This window comes from Pseudomonas sp. R28(2017), assembly GCF_002112505.1.
In the GTDB taxonomy this organism is placed as follows: domain Bacteria; phylum Pseudomonadota; class Gammaproteobacteria; order Pseudomonadales; family Pseudomonadaceae; genus Aquipseudomonas.
The window spans coordinates 1-14,818 of the sequence record NZ_NEHW01000017.1; the positions used below are offsets into that span (position 1 = coordinate 1).

General features: G+C 64.3%; 15 protein-coding genes and 1 pseudogene. 10 read left to right on the top strand and 6 right to left on the bottom strand.

Annotation, left to right across the window (positions count from 1 at the left end; genetic code table 11):
* Positions 1 to 183, bottom strand: a pseudogene (locus tag CAF78_RS23890) (outer membrane assembly protein); the annotation flags it as partial.
* Positions 184 to 361: 178 nt separating this feature from the next.
* Here CAF78_RS23890 and CAF78_RS23895 point away from each other — a divergent pair.
* On the top strand, positions 362 to 1,054 hold the full coding sequence (locus CAF78_RS23895; RefSeq protein WP_085678702.1) for a response regulator transcription factor: 693 nt from the start codon (positions 362 to 364) through the stop codon (positions 1,052 to 1,054).
* A complete protein-coding gene (locus CAF78_RS23900) occupies positions 1,051 to 2,310 on the top strand; it encodes an ATP-binding protein (protein ID WP_085678705.1) in 1,260 nt (419 codons plus the stop codon). Before CAF78_RS23895 ends, CAF78_RS23900 begins: the two co-directional genes overlap by 4 nt.
* A gap of 20 nt (positions 2,311 to 2,330) precedes the next feature.
* Here the strand turns inward: CAF78_RS23900 and CAF78_RS23905 are convergent, their stop codons facing one another.
* On the bottom strand, positions 2,331 to 3,032 hold the full coding sequence (locus tag CAF78_RS23905) for a DUF3053 domain-containing protein (protein WP_085678708.1): 702 nt from the start codon (positions 3,030 to 3,032) through the stop codon (positions 2,331 to 2,333).
* A gap of 97 nt (positions 3,033 to 3,129) precedes the next feature.
* On the bottom strand, positions 3,130 to 4,083 hold the full coding sequence (locus tag CAF78_RS23910) for a LysR family transcriptional regulator (RefSeq protein WP_085678711.1): 954 nt from the start codon (positions 4,081 to 4,083) through the stop codon (positions 3,130 to 3,132).
* A 145-nt stretch (positions 4,084 to 4,228) separates the two neighbouring features.
* On the opposite strand from CAF78_RS23910, the gene CAF78_RS23915 reads away from it, so the two are divergent.
* The 4 genes from CAF78_RS23915 to CAF78_RS23930 are packed head-to-tail and all read left to right on the top strand — an operon-like array spanning position 4,229 to position 7,975.
* Entirely contained in the window at positions 4,229 to 5,056 is an 828-nt protein-coding gene (locus tag CAF78_RS23915; protein ID WP_085678714.1) for an amidohydrolase, read from the top strand.
* Positions 5,057 to 5,097: 41 nt separating this feature from the next.
* Complete coding sequence (locus CAF78_RS23920; RefSeq protein ID WP_085678717.1) at positions 5,098 to 6,456, top strand: MFS transporter; 1,359 nt, start codon at positions 5,098 to 5,100, stop codon at positions 6,454 to 6,456.
* A complete protein-coding gene (locus tag CAF78_RS23925; protein WP_085678720.1) occupies positions 6,453 to 7,193 on the top strand; it encodes an SDR family NAD(P)-dependent oxidoreductase in 741 nt (246 codons plus the stop codon). Before CAF78_RS23920 ends, CAF78_RS23925 begins: the two co-directional genes overlap by 4 nt.
* The gene (locus tag CAF78_RS23930) at positions 7,190 to 7,975 is read left to right on the top strand and encodes a sugar phosphate isomerase/epimerase (protein ID WP_143515106.1); all 786 of its coding nucleotides are present in this window, start codon (positions 7,190 to 7,192) and stop codon (positions 7,973 to 7,975) included. Before CAF78_RS23925 ends, CAF78_RS23930 begins: the two co-directional genes overlap by 4 nt.
* Before the next feature lie 576 nt (positions 7,976 to 8,551).
* Here the strand turns inward: CAF78_RS23930 and CAF78_RS23935 are convergent.
* Positions 8,552 to 9,028, bottom strand: a complete 477-nt coding sequence (locus CAF78_RS23935; RefSeq protein WP_085678725.1) for a YMGG-like glycine zipper-containing protein — start codon at positions 9,026 to 9,028, stop codon at positions 8,552 to 8,554.
* Between the two features lie 117 nt (positions 9,029 to 9,145).
* Here CAF78_RS23935 and CAF78_RS23940 point away from each other — a divergent pair, with 117 nt between their 5' ends.
* Positions 9,146 to 9,379, top strand: coding sequence for a hypothetical protein (locus CAF78_RS23940; RefSeq protein ID WP_256573972.1), 234 nt, complete (start codon positions 9,146 to 9,148; stop codon positions 9,377 to 9,379).
* On the opposite strand, the gene CAF78_RS23945 is transcribed toward CAF78_RS23940, so the two are convergent.
* Complete coding sequence (locus CAF78_RS23945) at positions 9,339 to 9,986, bottom strand: PucR family transcriptional regulator ligand-binding domain-containing protein (RefSeq protein WP_256573973.1); 648 nt, start codon at positions 9,984 to 9,986, stop codon at positions 9,339 to 9,341. The genes CAF78_RS23940 and CAF78_RS23945 overlap by 41 nt on opposite strands.
* 280 nt (positions 9,987 to 10,266) lie before the next feature.
* On the opposite strand from CAF78_RS23945, the gene CAF78_RS23950 reads away from it, so the two are divergent.
* The 3 genes from CAF78_RS23950 to ttdB are packed head-to-tail and all read left to right on the top strand — an operon-like array spanning position 10,267 to position 13,149.
* Entirely contained in the window at positions 10,267 to 11,613 is a 1,347-nt protein-coding gene (locus tag CAF78_RS23950) for a dicarboxylate/amino acid:cation symporter (protein WP_085678728.1), read from the top strand.
* A 10-nt stretch (positions 11,614 to 11,623) separates the two neighbouring features.
* A complete protein-coding gene (ttdA, locus tag CAF78_RS23955) occupies positions 11,624 to 12,532 on the top strand; it encodes a L(+)-tartrate dehydratase subunit alpha (RefSeq protein ID WP_085678731.1) in 909 nt (302 codons plus the stop codon).
* Positions 12,533 to 12,540: 8 nt separating this feature from the next.
* A complete protein-coding gene (gene ttdB / locus CAF78_RS23960; RefSeq protein ID WP_085678993.1) occupies positions 12,541 to 13,149 on the top strand; it encodes a L(+)-tartrate dehydratase subunit beta in 609 nt (202 codons plus the stop codon).
* Positions 13,150 to 13,281: 132 nt separating this feature from the next.
* Here the strand turns inward: ttdB and CAF78_RS23965 are convergent, their stop codons facing one another.
* Positions 13,282 to 14,799: an MDR family MFS transporter gene (locus CAF78_RS23965; RefSeq protein ID WP_085678734.1), complete on the bottom strand. Its 1,518-nt coding sequence runs from the start codon at positions 14,797 to 14,799 to the stop codon at positions 13,282 to 13,284.
* Positions 14,800 to 14,818: the final 19 nt, after the last annotated feature.

Sequence of the window (14,818 nt, forward strand, 5' to 3'; positions counted from 1 at the left end):
GGAGTCCACCAGGCGGCGATCGTCGGCCTGGTCGCCGACGTTGAGCGGCAAGGCGCCGAACACGCTGCCAGCGGATACCCGCTGCAGGCCGTTGACGCGGATGTCGGCGATCCTGAACGACGCGGCCTGGGCCATGGAGGCATTGAGCAGCAGGATGGAGAGCAACAGTCGCGGGTAGTTCATCGAGGGTTCCAGGCGGGCGTAGAAGAGCAGCGCGGGGCTGCCGGGAAGCGGGCGATGAGCATACGGGCGGGCTGTGTTCGGCGCGGTTAACCGAGGGTAAAGATGTGTAAAGTTGGCCCACGCTGCGCGACGACGGGGCGATCATGGTGCTTTTGCAGAACCTGGCACCTTACCCATCATGATCCCCGTACTGCTGGTCGACGACGACCGCGAACTGACCGAAATGCTCGCCCTGTACCTGGCCCGCGAGGGTTTCCAGGCCACCGCCGTAGCCACCGGCGAGGAGGGCGAGACCCGCGCCTTGAGCGGGCTTTACCGCCTGGTGGTGCTGGACGTGATGCTGCCGGGCATCTCGGGCATCGAAGTGCTGCGGCGCATTCGTGCGCGCAGCCAGGTGCCGGTGCTGCTGTTGACCGCACGGGGCGACAACATCGACCGCATCGCTGGCCTGGAACTGGGCGCCGACGACTATGTGCCCAAGCCCAGCTCGCCGGGTGAGCTGGTGGCGCGCCTGCGGGCGATCCTGCGCCGGGTGCATCCGCAGATGCTGGCCGAAAGCCAGGGCGCCGAGTCCATCGGCCGTGGTGCGCTGACCCTGTGGCCCGGGCGGCGCAAGGCGCAGTGGGGGCCGATACCGCTGGACCTGACCGGTACCGAGTTCAGCCTGCTCGAAGCCCTGGCCCGCCAGGCTGGCCAGCTGGTGAGCAAGCAGGACCTGTCGTTGAACGCCCTGGGCCGGCCACTGACCCGTTACGACCGGCGCATCGATGTGCACATCAGCAGCATCCGTCAGAAGCTCGGCCCGCGCGACGATGGCAGCAGCTGGATCCAGAGCGTGCGGGGCATGGGTTACATGCTGATTGTCGAATGATGCGCCGGCGCCTGTTCTGGAAGCTGTTCCTGGCGTTCTGGCTGGCCAACAGCCTGACCTTTCTGGTCGGTGCCGGGGCCTTCATGCTCGACGAGCTGCGCGGTGACACCCCCGGGTTGCGGTCGATGCTGGCCACTGAACTGAACCTGCTGCACCGCTATGGCGAACAGGCCGGCCGCCAGTACCTGCAGGTGTCGCCGCAGCCGCCGGATGTGCAAGTCGGCCTGTATGACGGCACCGGCCATTTGCTGGCCGGGCGCACAGTGGACACGCCACGCTTCGAGCGGGCGCTGCTCGACGAGGGCGGCCAGGCCCTGGTGCTGCGGGCTTCGGTGGCTACCCGCCTGGATGAGGCGCCGCGCCCACGGAGCATGGGCCCGTTGCTCACCGGTACATTGATGAGTGCGCTATTCGCCTTGCTCTGCAGCCTGTACCTGACCCGGCCGCTGACCTGGCTGCGCGAGGCCATGGGCCAGGTTGCCCAGGGCCGCTTCGACGTGCGCGTGCGCCCACGGCTGGGGCGGCGGCGCGATGAAATCGTCGAACTGGCCGAAGACTGCGACCGCATGGCCGGGCAGCTCAAGGCGCTGGTCGAGGCACAGCAGCAACTGCTGCACGACATCTCCCACGAGCTGCGCTCGCCGCTGACCCGCCTGCATGTGGCCATCGGGTTGCTGCGTCAGCAGCCCGATCGGGAGGAAATGCTCGGGCGCATCGAACGCGAGTCGCGACGCATGGATGACCTGATCGAGCAATTGCTGACCTTGGCTCGGGTGCAGTCACAGCAAGGCCAGGGCGAGCAGGGGGAGCTGGACGCCGTCGAGGTGCTGGCGCAGATCGTCGAGGATGCCCGTTTCGAAGCGGGCATGAAGCAGGCGCAGGTCAGCTTGCTGGGCGCCGGCACCTTTGTCACCCGTGGCCATGAGGAGTTGCTGTACCGCGCCTTCGAAAACGTGATCCGCAACGCGGTGCGCTATACCGCGCCGGGCAGTGAGGTGCGTGTCGAGGCGGTGCTGGTGGGCGGCGGGGAACAGTTGCAGGTGCATATCGTCGACCAGGGGCCTGGCGTGGAACCGGCTCGCCTGCAAAGCATCTTCGAGCCGTTCGATCGGGGCGGGCACAGTGGCGCCGATGGTTTCGGCCTGGGCCTGGCCATCGCCCGCCGCGCCATCGGGCTGCACCAGGGCAGTATCAGCGCGAAGGCGGGCGAGGCGGGGGGCTTGAGCGTGGCGATCAGGTTGCCGCGCCTGGGTTGATAGCCTGTGGCAATCGGGGGTCAGCGGCCGAGCATCACGGTCTGCAACTGTGCCTGAGCCTGTTGCACGGTTTTCGCCTGGGTCGTCAGGTCCTGCAGCAGGGTATTCAGCTCAGCCTGAACCGCAGGGTCGTTGACCTTGACGATCGGCCCGTTGATCTCGATCTGTGCCTTGTGAGCGTCCACGTAGTCGGCCACTTTCAGGCTGCTGTCGAGGGTGCCGTTGATCTGCGGCAGCACCTGCAGGAAGGTCTCGGCAGGGACGCTGACCGTGCGCTCGTAGGCTTTGTCGTAGACCACCTTGAGGTCTTCCGGCTGCTTGAGCTGGGCATGCGCGCTATCGGCCTTGGCCTTCTGCTCCTGCAGCTGGCTACCCATATCGTTCAGGCCGGTCTGTACCGCCTTGATATCCTCACGGCGGCTGGTGATATCGTTCAGTGAACGCACCGCGCCTTTCTGCAGCAGGCTGCCCAGTGGTTTCACGGCGGTATCCATGGCGCCGTTGAAGTTGGTGATCACTGCGTAATGGTCGTTGTAGGGGCCAAACGCCTTGGATTCGTCGGCGCTCAGCTTGGGCACGTGAACGCCTGGCTTGTCGACGATACGGGTTTGCAGGAATTCGCTGAAGGCAGCGCGCTGTTTGGGTTCATTGTCGCCACAGGCGGCGAGGGCCAGAGGCAGGGCGAGGGCAAGCAGCCATTGGGGGCGGAACGAGACGTTCATGTCGATGAAACTCCATGGAGGGTTGAGGCACGCCAACCTGAAGGCTTGCGTGGCGGGCAAGGGTAACGTTTTTTCGGGCCTGGATCCAATCGAAGGCTCACGGCAGGGGCAGCGTGAAGCCGTCAATTCCCCGCCCAAGCTTCAGTGCCTGGCCATGCAGCACGCGCATCAAATGCAGCGCCGACTGCGACGGCGGCTCGAAGCGCGAGTAGACGAAGCTGATGTCGAAATGGATTTCATCGGCCAGGGGCACCACATGCAGGCCGCTGTCCTGCGCGACGAACTCGTCGATCACGCTGATGCCCATCCCCTGCTTGACCAGTGCCACCGCCTCGTTGGCATTGGTGAACGACAGCAGCGAATCCAGTTGCAAGCCACGCCGCTGGATATGCCCGGCCAACAGCTGGCCGAACGGCATGTCCGGGCGGAACAGCAGCAGTGCATGGCCCTGCAGCTGTTGCAGGGTCAACGAAGGCTGCGGAGCCAAGGCATGCCCGGCCGGCATCACTACCACCATGCGCCCGCGCATGAAGGCCTGCGAATGCAGGTGGTCGTGCACCACCGGCAGTGCGGCAATCGACAGGTCGACCTTCTTCGACAGGATCTGGTTGGGCATCTCGTGCATCAGCGAGGTCTGCCATTCGATCTGCAGTGACGGCGCTTCACGCTTGAGCTGGGCCAACGCCGCCGGGATCACCACCGTCGACAGCGAGGCGCTGCAGGAAATGCGCAGCTTGCGCTGGCCGCCCGCCGCCAGTGCCCGCGCGCACTCGTTGACCTGCAGCGCCGCCTGGTACACCCGTTCGACCTCGCGGTAGAGGATTTGCGCTTCGGCCGTGGCTACCAGGCGGTTGTTGATGCGCTCGAACAAGCGGTAGGCCAGGCGCCCTTCGATGTAGCCGATCAGCTTGCTCACTGCCGGCTGCGAGACATACAGCAGCTTCGCGGCGGCACTGATCGAGCCGGTGAGCATGACGGCCCGGAACACCTCCATGTGCCGCAGCTTGAACACCATGGCACTGCCGTCTGCACTTTCCTGATCAGGAAGCATGAGTATTACCTTCGGTTATGGTCTTCGCCATCTGTGTATGAGCGCTGTGCAGCCGCCCGCAGTATCGTGAGCCCAGGCAAATCGCCCTGGCGGCGAACAATAACAAGATCTGCAGGCAAGCGCAGGGCGCTTGAAGGAACCACGCGTGAACATCTACGACGAACCCAAGATCGACTGCCATAACCATTTGTTTGACCCCGCACGCTTCGCCTACCACCCCGACGCCCCTTATGCGCCGTCCGGCCAGGAGGTCGCCACCCTGGCCCAGTTCAACCAGGTGATGGACGCCTATGGCGTGCGCCACGCCTTGCTGGTGGGGCCGAACAGTGGCTACCACACCGACAATGCCCTGCTGCTGCACGCACTGGCTGCCGGCCAGGGGCGTTTCAAGGGTATAGCGGTGGTCGAACGACAGATTGGCCTGGACGCCTTGGCCGCGCTGCGCGAGCAAGGCGTGGTCGGTGTGGCCTTCAACCCTGCGCTGTACGGCGTGCCGAGCATGCGTGATGCCGCGCCGCTGTTCGGCAAGCTCGCCGAGTTGGGCATGTTCGCCCAGGTGCAGGTCTGCGAGGACCAGTTGCTGGACCTGCAGTGGCTGATCGAGCACAGCCCGGCGCGCCTGCTGATCGACCACTGTGGCCGCCCGGATGCCGCCGGGGGCCTGCAGCAGACCGGCTTTCAGGCCCTGTTGCAGCTGGCCCGCAGCGGGCGGGCCTGCGTGAAGCTGTCGGGCATGCAGAAGTTCGCCGAGGCCGATGGCCTGTACGAGCAGAGCCACGACTACGTACGCGTGCTGCTCGAAGCGTTCGGCCCGGAGGCCTGCGTGTGGGGCTCGGACTGGCCGTTCATCCGCCAGCATTCACGGGTCGACTACGGCCCGCTGCTGAAACTGGCCGAACGCCTGATGCCCGACGCCCGCCTGCGCCGCAAAGTCATGTGGGACACCCCGCGACGGCTGTTCGGTTTCGCCTGATTCCCAGCACTTGCCATTCCAATAACAAGAGAGCAATCGCCATGAGCACTGAGCAGCCAATTGGCGTCAGGGTGTTCGATACCCTCGACAACCCCGTGCGCGCACAACAACGCACCCGTACCCGTTTCATGATCCTGGCGCTGATTTCCGGTGGCACCATGATCAACTACCTGGACCGCAGCGTGATGGGTATCGCCGCCCCGAGCATCAGCGCCGACCTGGGCCTGAACGCGGCGCTGATGGGGGTGATCTTCTCGGCGTTTTCCTGGACCTACGCCGCCGCGCAGATCCCCGGCGGCATCCTCATCGACCGCCTCGGCACCAAGCTCACCTACTGGTTGGCGCTGACCCTGTGGTCGCTGTTCACCGGCCTGCAGGGCTTGGCCCAGGGCTTTCTGTCGCTGCTGGGCATGCGTTTTCTGGTCGGCGTGACCGAGGCGCCATGCTTCCCCACCAACAGCCGTGTGGTGGCCACCTGGTTCCCGCAGAGCGAGCGAGCGCGGGCGACCGGCATCTACACCTTTGCCGAGTACACGGGGCTTGCGTTCCTGACCCCCTTGCTGTTCTGGGTGCTGCATGCCTATGGCTGGCGCTTCCTGCTGATGGCGGTGGGCCTGCTGGGCATCCTCTATGGCCTGGTGTGGTGGCGCAAATACCACGAGCCGCACCAGTCGACCTCAGCCAACCAGGCAGAGCTCGACTACATTGCTGCCGGCGGTGGCGTGGTGGACGGTGGGCAGAGGGCCACGCAGTTCCGCTGGTCGCAGATCCCGGCGCTGCTCAAGCACCGCAACATGCTCGGCATCTGCCTGGGGCAGTTCGCCTGCAACTCGACCAACGTGTTTTTCCTTACCTGGTTCCCTACCTACCTGGTCACCGAGCGGCACATGCCCTGGCTCAAGGTGGGTTGGGTGGCGGTGCTGCCGTTCATTGCCGCGTCGCTGGGCACACTGGTCGGCGGCTGGATTTCCGATGCGCTGCTGCGCCGCGGCTACTCGCTGAACCTGGCGCGCAAGCTACCGGTGATTGCCGGGTTGCTGACGGCTTCGGTCATCGTGCTGGCCAACTATGTCGCGTCCGATGCGCTGGTGATCACCATCCTGTGTGTCGCCTACTTCGCCCAAGGCATGTCGGCCCTGGCCTGGATGATCGTCTCCGACATCGCACCCAAAGGGCTGCTGGGCCTGAGTGGCGGGCTGTTCAACCTGTTCGCCAACGCTGCGGGCATCGTCACCCCGTTGACCATCGGCCTGATCGTAACCGCCACCGGTTCGTTCGTCTGGGCCCTGGCCTTCGTCTCGTCGATCACCGCGCTGGGTGCGCTGTGCTACCTGTTCATGGTGCGCGACCTGCGTCGCCTGCCGGATATTCCTTCTGATGAAACTGGAGCAAGACAATGAGCCAATCCCTGCACGGGCAAACTGCAATCGTCACCGGCGGCATGCGCGGCATCGGCCTGGCGATCGCCCAGCGCCTGCACCAGGCCGGCGCCCAGGTGGTGATCTGGGACCTCGCGGTCGATGGCTGGAACAGTGTTGAAAACGGCTTCGAGCCGGTGCTGCGCCAGGCTGTGGACGTGGCCTCGCTGGCGTCGGTGGAAGCCGCGTTCGCTGTAGCGCTGGCCCAGGTCGGCCAGGTCGAGATCCTGGTCAACAACGCCGGTATCAATGGGCCGGTCGTGGCCTCGTGGGAATACCCACCCGAAGCCTGGGACAAGGTCATCGCCATCGACCTCAACGGTGTTTTCTACTGCTGCCGCACCGCCATCCCGCACATGCGTGAGCGCGGTTACGGGCGTATCGTCAACGTCGCCTCGATGGCCGGCAAGGACGGCGTGCAGTACATCTCGGCCTATTCGGCGGCCAAGGCCGGTGTCATCGCCTTCACCAAGGCGGCGGCCAAGGAGCTGGCTCAGGACGGCGTGCTGCTCAACTGCATCGCCCCGGCCATGGTCGAGACGCCACTGATGGCCGAAATGACCCCGGAACACATCGCCGCCAGCAAGGCCAAGATCCCCATGGGGCGCTTTCTCAAGGTAGAAGAAATCGCCAACATGGTGACCTGGATCGCCGGGCCGGAGTGCAGCTTCACCACCGGTTTCGTGTTCGACCTCAGTGGCGGGAGGGCGACCTATTGAGGCCGCTGGCGGTTGCCCACCTGACGGCGCTTGACTTGGCACCGGTCGACCTGGTGCGTGAGGCAGCGCGGGCCGGGTTCAGTGCTGTGGGGTTGCGCTTGCACCCGGTACTGCCGGGGGCCACGGCCTACCCAGTGGCGTCCGGCAGCCCGGCGGCACGTGAGCTGAAAACGGTATTGGCAGGCGAGGGCGTGCAGGTCGGTGATATCGAGTTCGTTTCGCTGACCCCGCAGTTTCGGCTCGGCGACCATGAAGGCTTGCTTGCCGCAGGGGCGGACCTTGGTGCCAGCAGCCTCACGGTCTCAGGCGATGACCTGGATCATGCGCGCCTCGTTCACAACTACGCGTCATTGTGCGAACTGGCCAACGGCTACGGTCTGCGTGTGGACCTCGAGTTCATGCGCTGGCGGGCGGTGGCGAACCTGCAGCAAGCCGTGGCCGTGGTGACCGGGGCCGGGCAAGGGAATGCCGGGGTGCTGGTGGATGCCCTGCACCTTTATCGCTCGGGTGGGGATGAGCAAGCGGTAGCCCAGGTGGATCCGCAGTATCTGCGGGCCGTGCAGTTGTGCGATGCACCGCGCTCGCCGCCGCCTGAAGACCTGATTATCCAGGAGGCCCGGGAAGGGCGGTTGTTGCCGGGGCAGGGGGCGTTGCCGCTGGAGGCATTGCTGGGTGTATTGCCAACCCATGTTGCGGTGAGTGTGGAAACACCCTCGAGGCTGTTGACCAATAGCGACCGTCTGGTTGCTGCCTACCAAGCTACGCGTTTGCTGAATTACTAGCATTGACGGCGAAGGGCCAGTCACACCCTCGATATATAACAATGACCGGGGTGTGACTGGCATAGGCACCGCTTAGCCGGTAGTCTTCAAATCTTCCATGGTGTAATCCTTATCGGCGCCGTCCCAGTCGTTGAAATCAATATACTGGAGGCCCGCTGGAACCCTGCCTAGTTGAGGATGTTCCACGTATTCCTCTTTAGCATTGGTATGTAGAATCGCAGGCTTTCCCGGTGCATACGTGCCTATTCCGTGCTGGAACAGAACATAGTGTCTTGTCTGTGCTGCCATGTATAAGGGGATTTCAGCATTTGGCTTACATAATCTTTGGGGATCGCGATGCGGAGTCGTTCATACTGCAACAAGAGCTTAAAGTCGTCTGAAACATAGTAATCAGGATAATCCTGCGAGGCGCCGGCTGCTGGAGACCTTGTGAGAGCGGGCTTGCCCGCGAATGCGGCGGCGAATCCACTGGGGCACTCGCGGGCACGCCCGCTCCCACAGGTTTGGTGGCTGACCGGCTGGGCTGTACGCTCCCGTACAGGGTGTTGATCGGCTGTTACCGTGCAGGCAGGGGACTCAAGGGTTGACCTGATAACCACGCCCCTGCAGGCACCCGCTGTAGGCGCTGGCATGTGCCGAGCTTTGCGCCTGGCCCTGGTTGCGCCGGTCTTCGCGGCGCTCCTGGCGTTGCCGCGAGGCACCTACCGCAGCACCGGCGGCAGCCCCCTGGCCGGCGCGGTTCTGCCGGTATTCCTCCTTGGCATTGTCGCCGACCCGGTCATACACCTCGTCGTGCTGATTGCCACGCACCTGGGCGCCCACCGCACCCGCTGCGGCACCGGCCGCCGCGCCCTTGACCCTGCCGCCGACATGGCTGCCAGAAGCACTGCTGCTGGCACTGTTCGCGGCGTTGGTCGCCACGGTGTTGCAGTCGTTGATGTCCAGCTGCATCTGCTGGCTGCTCTGGCCCTTGAGCGGTACCACCGACTGGGCCTGGGCTGCTGACGCCGCGCACAGCAGCATCAGCAGGTAACTCCACGTGAACGCACGCATCGCACACCTCCACTGGATGGGAATCGCATCTCACAGAATAGCTGGGGCTGCTGCATTGCGAGGGCCGTGTCTGCATTTCATACATTTGTACAGGCCAGGCGCGGTGCGCGTGTTTTTTTGCGATATCCCCCCGGCAAGTCGCCCTTCGTCACCACCCTGGAACATATCGGTATCCCTGGCGCGGGCGACATGCTCACCGTGGTGATCCTGGTGGCGGTGCTGTCGGTGCTCAATGCCGGGTTGTATACCTCTTCGCGGCTGCTCTATGTGCTGGCCAGCAACGATGAGGCGCCGCGCTGGATCGCCGGGGTCAACCGCAAGGGCGTGCCGGTGGGCCGCGGCGCGCCATGAGCAGATTGGCGCGTGCCCGGCCGCCGATGGCAATGCGCTCGGCCGCCTGCCATTCGGCCTGGCGGGTGGCGACGATGGTGGCACCGCTGACGGCATCTTCGATGGCCAGGCTGAGGTCCAGGGCATTGGCCAGGATGGCCAGCCGGCCCGCCATGTCCGGTGCCTTGCGCAAGGCCTCGGCGTAGGTCTGGAACAACCGTTCGCTGGCATTGAAGCGCTCGCGCTGGGCCTGCAGCACGCTCTCGATCACATGGTGCGAGAGCTTGACGAATGCCAGCTCGAAGCTTGCCTGCAATACCGGGAACAGCAAGCGGTCGGCAGCCTCCAGCATCGCGCCGGTCAGGCCCGGGGCGTCGTCGCGCGGAGCGACCACCAGGGCACTGACGTTGCTCTGCACCAGTTGTTCCAGCCAACTGACCTGAGCCTGGGCCTGCGCTGGCAGGCCGACCCCGGTGGTCATCACCAGGTCGCCGGGTGACACCCAGCGCCAGGGGTCCGGGAGGTCGACGGTATGGGCCCAGGTTATGACCCTGCCAGTGCCCGCGACACCGGCAACGGCGCGCAGCTTGAGGGTGTCGATGGCGATCAGGTCTTGCACCGTGAGCATGGGGTTCTCTCATTGCAACGCAGGCCCGCCCATGATCGCAGACCCGGGCGACAAGTGCTTGTTTGCGGTGAAGAAATTTGTCCGCTTCGGGCGCTGCCATTAATAACCACAGGTAAACAATGACTTGAATTTCATTGTATTACTGCAATCCGGAAAACCCCTTACCTTTAGCCCACGTGATAACCACACGCACGCTGGGCCCAAGCGCGTTCTGCCTGTACGCACCCGCCGGCCCGGTCGCCACATTCATCCGACTCACAACAATAATTCGGAGACGGCAATGGCCAAGCGATTGATAGGCAAGCTCTACGTACAAGTGTTGATAGGCGTGTCCCTGGGCATAGTGCTGGGGGTGTTCTGGCCTGCAGTCGGCACCGACCTGAAACCGCTCGGTGATGCCTTCATCAAGCTGATCAAGATGGTCTTCGCCCCGATCATCTTCGCCACGGTGGTGCTGGGCATCGCCAAGATGGAAAACATGAAGGAGCTGGGCCGGGTCGGCGCCCGGGCGCTGATCTACTTCGAGGTGCTGTCGACCTTCGCCCTGGTGCTCGGCCTGGTGGTGGTCAACCTGGTGCAGCCAGGGCAGGGCATGAATGTCGACCCCGCCACCCTCGATACCCAGGCCATTTCCACCTACACCGCTGCGGCGGCCAGCGGCTCGGGTGGATTCACCGATTTTCTCCTGCATGTGATTCCCGGCAGCGTGGCCGATGCCTTCGTCAGGAATGAAATCCTGCAGATCCTGCTGTTCTCGACCTTGCTGGGCATTGCCCTGGCCAACCTGGGCGAACGCGGCAAGCCGATGGTCGATGTGCTCGAAGCGTTTTCCCACGGCATGTTCTACATCGTTGGCCTGGTCATGCGTGTCGCGCCGCTGGCAGCCTGTGGCGCCATGGCCTTCACCGTCGGCAAGTACGGCCTGGGTTCGATCGTGTCGCTGGGCAAGCTGATGGCGACCATGTACCTGACCTGTTTCCTGTTCGTGGTGCTGGTCCTTGGCAGCATTGCGCGGATCTCGGGCTTCAGCCTGTGGAAGTTCCTCAAGTACCTGCGCGAAGAGCTGTTCACCGTGCTCGGCACCAGCTCCTCCGAGTCGGTGGTGCCGCAATTGATGAACAAGCTGGAGAAGGTCGGCGTGGCCAAGCCGGTGGTCGGCCTGGTGATCCCGTCGGGGCTGACCTTCAACCCCGATGGCCAGTGCATCTACTACACGATGGCGGCGATCTTCATCGCCCAGGCCACCAATACCCCTCTGACCCTGATGGACCAGCTGATCGTGCTCGGCGTGCTGCTGCTCACCTCCAAGGGCTCGGCGGGCGTGACCGGCTCGGGCTTCATCACCCTGGCCGCGACCCTGGCGACCATGGACAACATCCCGGTGGCCGGCATGGTCCTGCTGCTCGGCGTCGACCGCTTCATGTCCGAAGCCCGGGCCATCACCAACACCATCGGCAATGCCGTCGGCACCATGGCCATCGCCAAGTGGGTTGGCGCGCTGGACAGCGCACGGATGAACCAGGTGCTCGATGGCCAGCCAGTGACGCAGCCCGAACCACCTGCCAGTGAAACACCGGCCGCCGAGCCGGCCACCTGCATCGATAAAAAAAGCCTTGTGATGCCCTGAGGAGAAAACCGTGAATACGCTAGATAAAGACCTTGCCGTCTCATCGCTGACCGACACGTTGGCCAAGTTCACCGCCTACATCGGCAAGCGCCTGCCCAAGGATGTGAAGGCAAAGACGGCCAAACTGCGCGCAGCGGAAACCAACCCGCTGGCCATCGCCGTCTACGATTCGATGGCCGACAACCAGGAATATGCCGACAAGCTGAACCGCCCCAGCTGCCAGGACACCGGGGTGATCCAGTATTTCATCTCGGCCGGTGCGCGCTTCCCGCTGTTGGGCGAAATGGAAGGCATCCTCGAAAACGCCACCAAGGAAGCCACCGTCCACGGGCCATTGCGCCACAATGCGGTGGAAACCTTCATCGAGAAGAACACCGGCACCAACACCGGCTCGAAGATCCCGTGGCTGGACTGGGAAATCATCCCCGATGCCGACTACGCCATCGTCGACGTGTACATGGCCGGTGGTGGCTGCACCTTGCCGGGTTCGGCCAAGGTGCTGATGCCTGGGCAGGGCTACGAAGGGGTGACCGAGTTCGTCTTCGACGTCATCACCTCGCGTGGCGTCAACGCCTGCCCGCCGTTGCTGGTGGGGGTAGGGGTATCGACCTCGGTGGAGACCGCGGCACGCCTGTCGAAAAAGGCCATCCTGCGCGAAGTGGATTCCAGCCACCCCAACGAAAGCGCGGCGATGATGGAGAAGCTGCTGGAAGAGGGGCTCAATGAAATCGGCATCGGTCCCCAGGGCCTGACCGGCAACAGCAGCGTGATGGGCGTGAACATCGAGTCCTCGGCGCGCCACCCGTCAACCATCGGTGTCGCCGTGTCGACCGGCTGCTGGGCGCACCGCCGCGGCAAGATCCGCATCAATGCCGACCTGAGCTATGACATCCTCTCCCACGAAGGTGTGACCTTGTGAACAGCCCTGTGAAAAAGATCATCAGCACCCCCATCAGCGACGAAGACCTGGCCAGCCTCAACGTCGGCGATGTCGTCTACCTCACCGGCCAACTGGTGACCTGCCGCGACGTGGCGCACCGTCGGCTGATCGAACTGGGGCGCGAGCTGCCGGTGGACCTGCGCGGTGGCGCGATCTTCCATGCCGGCCCCATCGTCAAGAAGAAAGAAGATGGCAGTTTCGAGATGGTTTCCATCGGCCCGACCACCAGCATGCGCATGGAAAAGTTCGAGAAGCAGTTCATCGAGCAGACCGGTGTGAAGCTGATCGTCGGCAAGGGCGGCATGGGGCCTGAAACCACCACCGGCTGCCTTGAGAACAAGGCGGTGCACGCGGTGTTCCCAGGCGGCTGCGCGGTACTGGCGGCCACTCAGGTCGAGGAGATCGAGCGTGCCGAATGGCAGGACCTGGGCATGCCGGAGACGCTGTGGGTCAACCGTGTGCGTGAGTTCGGGCCGTTGATCATCTCCATCGACACCAAGGGCAACAACCTGTTCGAGCAGAACAAGGCGCGCTTCAACGAGCGCAAGGGCGCGGTGATCGAAAAGATCAACAGCCAGGTGCGGTTCATCAAGTAAGGCTCACCTGTACCGGCCCTTTCGCGGGCAAGTCGGGGCGCCGAACCGCCGCTCCCACAGGATCACCACAGTATCCGAGACCTATGCAGTACCTGTGGGAGCGGGCTTGCCCGCGAAAAGGCCGGTACAGGCTCAGTGGGCGGTGCGCAACGGCACTTCTCGCAACAACCAAGACAAGGCAAAGGCCACACAGGTAATCACCGCCGCCACCAGAAACACCCCATGCATGGCCCCGGAAAACGCCTCCAGATACGCCTGCTGTTGCGGCGCCGCCAAGGCATGCACCGCCGTCGGCGACAGGCTTGCAGCACCGCCACTGGCGGCCGCGAAATCACTCGGCAGGCCATCGAGCAGCGCATGGGAAAACAACGCGCCGAACACCGAAACCCCCACCGAACCACCAATCGAACGGAACAGCGTGGCCCCTGACGTCGCCACGCCCATGTGCCTGCGCTCGACGCTGTTCTGCACGGCCAGGATCAGCACCTGCATCACCATGCCCAGGCCCGCGCCAAGCAGCCCCATGTACAGGTTCATCTGCCACATCGGCGTATCCAGCTCCAGACGGCTGAGCAGCCCCAGGGCGACCACCTGCAGCAGCGTGCCGACAATCGGGAACACCCGGTAGCGCCCCCAGCGGCTGATCAGCCGCCCGGTAATCGCCGACATCACCAGCAATCCCCCCATCAACGGCAGCATCTGCAGGCCGGCACTGGTGGGCGAGGCGTCCTTTACCACCTGCATGTACAGCGGCAGGAACGTCACCGAGCCGAACAGCGACACGCCGACGATCAACCCGATCAGCCCGGCGAGCACGAAGGTACGGTGACGGAACAGGTGCAGCGGCATGATCGGTTCGGCGGCGCGGCGCTGCTCGAACACGAAGCCGACCAGGCCGATCACGGCGAACAGCGCCAGGCACAGGATGTCCAGCGAGGCCCAGGGCAGCAGGCTGCCGCCCAGGCTGGTGATCAGCACCAGCGCGCCCAGGGTGATGGTCAGGAAGCACGCGCCGATGTAGTCGACCACATGCTTGACCGGCGCCACGTGCGGGCGGAACACACTGCCGATCACCACGACGGCCAGCAAGCCCAGCGGCAGGTTGATGAAGAAGATCCAGTGCCACGACAGGTGTTCCACCAGAAACCCGCCAATCAACGGGCCCACCACGGTGGCCAGGCCAAACACGCCACCGAACAGGCCCTGGTAGCGGCCGCGTTCGGCGGGCGGGATGACGTCGCCGATGGCCGCCATGGCGACCACCATCAGGCCGCCGCCGCCCAGGCCTTGCAGCGTGCGGAACAGGATCAGCTGGGTCATGTCCTGGGCCAACCCGCACAGCGCCGAACCGAGCAGGAACAAGGCGATGGCGATCTGCAGCACGCGCTTGCGTCCGTAGAGGTCGCCGAACTTGCCATACAGCGGCACCACTACGGTAGAAGCCAGCAGGTAGGCGGTAACCACCCAGGACAGCCAGCGCAGCCCGCCAAGGTCGCTGACGATGGTCGGCAATGCGGTGGAAACGATGGTCTGGTCCAGTGCCGCGAGGAACATCACCAGCATCAAGGCGCCGAGCAGCAGCGGGATGGAGGCCTGGGTGCCCGGTTCGGCCTGTACGGAAGCGGTTGCGCCAGCGGAAGTCGGTTGCATGGGTTTGCCTTGAGCCGGT